This is a genomic window from Paucihalobacter sp. (assembly GCF_036825875.1).
Taxonomy (GTDB): domain Bacteria; phylum Bacteroidota; class Bacteroidia; order Flavobacteriales; family Flavobacteriaceae; genus Paucihalobacter.
Window position 1 is genome coordinate 1 of sequence record NZ_DAISXK010000082.1, and the last position, 4,265, is coordinate 4,265.

Consider the following 4,265-nt stretch of genomic DNA (forward strand, 5'->3'; position numbering starts at 1 on the left):
CTTAGAATTATTAAACATACTTGGTCAATCTATAACCAACATTAAAAATATTTCAGATAGTGGTTATTCTGAATACCCAGTTAAGAATTTAAGTGCAGGTACTTACATTATCAAAATAAATACTGTAAGCGGTTCGGTATCTAAAAAGGTATTGATTAAGTAATTGCGACAACTTTAATTTTTAACGCATAAAAAGTCCCGCCTTGTGTGGGGCTTTTTTATTGCAGTATTTTCATCAATTCAGATTCTGTCACCGATTCCTGGGTTCCAGTTTGCATATTTTTAATGGTGAAGGTTTGTGCATTCATTTCAGCCTCACCAACCAAAACAACATAAGGAATGTTACGCTTATTGGCATAATTCATTTGTTTTTTCATTTTGGCATCATCAGGATATAACTCAGCATTTATATTTTGCTGTCGCAATTTTTCAATGGTTTTTAAACAATGTAAAGCTTCCTTTTCACCGAAATTAATAAACAAAACCCGCGTTGAATTGGCAACTGTCTTTGGAAATAAATCTAAGGCCTCCAACACCAGATAAATCCTATCTAATCCAAAGCTAATACCAACACCGCTGATATCGTTTAAGCCAAAAATACCAGTTAAATCGTCGTAACGACCACCACCGCCAATAGAACCCATACTTACAGATTTTGGTGCTGCCACTTCAAAAATAGCGCCAGTGTAATAATTCAAGCCTCTAGCCAAGGTCACGTCCAATTCGAGTTTGGCCGTTTTTAAATTTAAACTCTGAATGGCTTTACTAATAAATTCCAATTCAGCAATACCTTTTAAACCATCAATAGATGTTGCCAGCATCGCTTTTAAACGTTGGATCTGCGTATCAAAATCGCCAGATAAGCTAAATAATGGCTGCAATTTTTCGATACCTTTGGTAGAAATCCCTTTAGATATCATTTCTTCTTTTACCTTGTCCTCGCCTATCTTATCTAGTTTATCTAAGGCCACTGTGAAATCGATAAGTTTATCGTGTGCACCGATGACCTCAGCAATACCCGACAGTATTTTTCTATTGTTTATTTTAATGGTAACACCTTCCAATTGAAGGGATGTAAAAACAGTATCGTATAATTGAATAAACTCTACTTCTTGCCACAAACTATCCGAACCAACCACATCGGCATCACATTGATAAAACTCTCTAAATCGACCTTTTTGCGGTCTGTCAGCACGCCAAACTGGCTGAATTTGATAGCGTTTAAAAGGGAAGTCAATCTCGTTTTGGTGTTGCACCACGTAACGCGCAAACGGTACGGTAAGATCGTAGCGCAGGGCTTTTTCGGAGATTATTGGCGTAAGAATTGATTCGTCTTTTTGCGATAAAACATCGTTTTCAACCTTAGATAAATATTCCCCCGAATTCAAAATCTTAAAAATAAGACGATCGCCTTCATCCCCATATTTTCCCATTAAGGTTTCGGAGTGTTCAAAACATGGCGTTTCTATGGGCTGAAATCCGAAACGTTCAAACTGCTGTTTTATAACGTTGATTATATAATTTCGTTTCGCTACTTCTTCGGGATTAAAATCTCTGGTGCCTTTGGGTATGCTTGGTTTTTGTGCCATATCAACTTCCTGCGAAAGCAGGAATCTCATTTTATAAAATTCGTCTTTCTATATAGAAAAAGAATCCATCCGTTGTTATTCATTCAATTCATCACAAAAATATTACAATTTTAACAGTCCGTCTTAAGTTATTTTAATTTTATAGTAACTTTATGCAGGTTTGGTAGTCTTACCATAAACCAACTTAATTAGATTGTCATTTCATGTTTGCATTATTTAAAGAAAATTTAAGGATCGCCGGTGGCTCTATTAAAAGTCAGAAATTAAGAACTGCCTTAACCGTATTTATCATCGCCATTGGTATCACGGCGCTTGTTGGCATTTTAGGATTGGTTTCGGCCTTGGAAAACACGATCAGCGACGACTTTTCATCAATGGGAGCAAACACCTTCAATATACAACAATACGAACTTACCGTGCAGCGTACTGGTCGTGACAGGCAAGTTATCAATCCTATTATTAGTTATAACGACATTAGAGATTTTGAAAATCAATTTAATTATCCAGCCACCCAAACTTCAGTTTCCTTTTTTGGAACCACACAAGCAGAAATAAAGTTCGAAAACAAAAAAACCGACCCAGAAGTAGCTGTCTTAGGCGTTAATGAACATTTCATTAATAATTCAGGTTTAGAAATTGAAGATGGTCGACAACTTAACTATTTTGATGTGAGCAACAACGCTAGCGTCTGCGTAATTGGTAGCGATTTACAAAAAGCAATTCTTAGCGACGTGAACCCCATTGGAAAGGTGATAAGTGTTCGTGGAAGTAAATTCACGGTGATTGGCGTTTTGAAATCTAAAGGTGCTACTTTTGGCAACAATCAGGATTTACGGGTTTTAATTCCGCTTCAAAAAGCAAGATCTATCTTTACCAACGCCAACATCAATTACGCGTTAACCATTAAAGTTGATAATAAAGATATGTTGGAAGGTGCACAGGATGAAGCCATGGCGGTTTTTAGAAACATTCGAGGTTTAAGCCCATTAGATGACAATAACTTTGGTATAGTGCGTAGTGACGATTTACTCAACAGAATTGGCAGTATTACGGGTTATCTTTATTTGGCTTCTATTATCATCAGTGCGATTACTATTTTTGGTTCTACAATTGCACTAATGAATATCATGTTGGTTTCAGTTTCGGAGCGCACTAGAGAAATTGGTGTAAGGAAAGCCTTAGGTGCTAAACGTAAAACCATTGCCGAACAGTTTTTAATGGAGACCATTATGATTAGCCAATTGGGCGGATTACTTGGAATTGTGCTAGGAACCCTTATAGCTTTAGGAATTGCCGGCTTTTTTAAACTTCAGTTTGGACTACCCTGGACGGCGATAATTTGGGCCATTACTGTTACGTTTATTGTTGCAATTATTTCTGGGTTGTTCCCTGCGATAAAAGCTTCGAAGTTGGATCCGATTGAATCGTTGCGATACGAATAGAGATTTGAAAACTGTAAGTCAAAGGTCATATATAGTGATTACAGTATTTAATTGGTAATCAGCAATTAGGCGGGTCATTGTCCTAAAATAGCCGTACATACTCCATAGATGCTCCATGCCTCTTCCCACCTTACTCCGTAGTAACGCCATAGATAAGCCCACCCTTGGCTTTATTAGAATTATTCTAAATAGATGATTTCAGCAACTGATCGAAGAATTGAAACAGCTCTCCTTTTGTAATGATTGCGCCTTGTTGAATGAGATTAAACCGATCCATCAATTTATCATCGCTGTAAGGTTTTTTGCCATTGAATAATTTTACGGATTCGTCAAATAAATTACTCTTTAACCAATGGTAGCCTTCTTTAGTGGTAATGTCAACTTGTGGCTTTTCTATTTTAATGACAATTACCCGAATTTGATTGTCTTCAATGTGAAACAAAAACATTTGTTGTGGAGAAATGTTTTCAAGATATTTTATTTTTTGTAGAACGCCTTGCCAGATTAAATCGCTAAATACGTCCAATTCCTGCTCGGCTGCTTCGGGATTTTCTGATTTAATAGCTTCCCATTCTTTGGCCGTGATGGATTGTGTTGCTAAAAAATTAATAAATTCTTGATGCATTTCATCAAACTGTTCTTTGGTGAGTCGGCTGTATTTCAAGATTTATAGGTTTAAGGTTATGAAATTGTATAAAAAAGAAAAACCGCTTAGTAAAACTAAACGGTTTTTATCTGTAGGAGTGCGTTTTAAGCTTCGGCTATAACGTCGAATTCTAAATCTACCGATACTTCTCTGTGTAGTCTAATAATAGCGTTGTATTTGCCTAAGCGTTTTACATTGCCACCAATAACGTTGATATACTTTTTATCGATAGTCTGACCTTCTTTTTGTAAAGCTTCTGCAACATCAATGTTGTTTACCGAACCAAAAAGTTTGTCACCAGTTCCTACTTTAGAAGTGATTTTTAACTCTAATGCTGAAATAGCGGTTGCTATTGCTTTAGCCTCGTCAATAATTTTCTTTTCTTTATAAGCGCGTTGCTTTAAGTTTTCGGCTAGTACTTTTTTAGCAGAAGATGTTGCTAAAATTGCTTGACCTTGTGGAATTAAAAAATTTCTACCATAACCGTTTTTAACTGTTACAACATCGTCTTTAAATCCTAAATTTTCAACGTCTTGTTTTAATATAAGTTCCATTTGTTATGATATTTTATTTTAATAAATCTGCTAC

Annotated in this window: 5 protein-coding genes; 2 read left to right on the forward strand and 3 right to left on the reverse strand. The window is 36.1% G+C overall.

All coding sequences use genetic code 11. From position 1 onward, the window contains the following. Nucleotides 1-16 precede the first annotated feature (16 nt). Nucleotides 17-163 (forward strand): T9SS type A sorting domain-containing protein, encoded by a 147-nt coding sequence (locus V7Z48_RS13595; RefSeq protein ID WP_442954719.1) that lies wholly within the window; start codon nt 17-19, stop codon nt 161-163. A gap of 55 nt (nt 164-218) precedes the next feature. On the opposite strand, the gene hisS is transcribed toward V7Z48_RS13595, so the two are convergent. Beyond that, the gene (hisS, locus tag V7Z48_RS13410) at nt 219-1,589 is read right to left on the reverse strand and encodes a histidine--tRNA ligase (RefSeq protein WP_334114133.1); all 1,371 of its coding nucleotides are present in this window, start codon (nt 1,587-1,589) and stop codon (nt 219-221) included. A gap of 203 nt (nt 1,590-1,792) precedes the next feature. On the opposite strand from hisS, the gene V7Z48_RS13415 reads away from it, so the two are divergent. Further along, nucleotides 1,793-3,031, forward strand: a complete 1,239-nt coding sequence (locus V7Z48_RS13415; protein ID WP_334114129.1) for an ABC transporter permease — start codon at nt 1,793-1,795, stop codon at nt 3,029-3,031. A 184-nt stretch (nt 3,032-3,215) separates the two neighbouring features. Here V7Z48_RS13415 and V7Z48_RS13420 read toward each other — a convergent pair whose 3' ends face one another. Further along, on the reverse strand, nt 3,216-3,695 hold the full coding sequence (locus V7Z48_RS13420; protein ID WP_334114131.1) for a DUF6495 family protein: 480 nt from the start codon (nt 3,693-3,695) through the stop codon (nt 3,216-3,218). A gap of 86 nt (nt 3,696-3,781) precedes the next feature. After that, nucleotides 3,782-4,231, reverse strand: coding sequence for a 50S ribosomal protein L9 (gene rplI / locus V7Z48_RS13425; RefSeq protein WP_334114132.1), 450 nt, complete (start codon nt 4,229-4,231; stop codon nt 3,782-3,784). Nucleotides 4,232-4,265: the final 34 nt, after the last annotated feature.

Excerpts from the sequence above, each read along its gene's own strand:
- hisS (WP_334114133.1), bottom strand. The coding sequence starts at position 1,589 with ATGGCACAAAAACCAAGCATACCCAAAGGCACCAGAGATTTTAATCCC.
- V7Z48_RS13415 (WP_334114129.1), top strand. The coding sequence starts at position 1,793 with ATGTTTGCATTATTTAAAGAAAATTTAAGGATCGCCGGTGGCTCTATT.
- rplI (WP_334114132.1), bottom strand. The coding sequence starts at position 4,231 with ATGGAACTTATATTAAAACAAGACGTTGAAAATTTAGGATTTAAAGAC.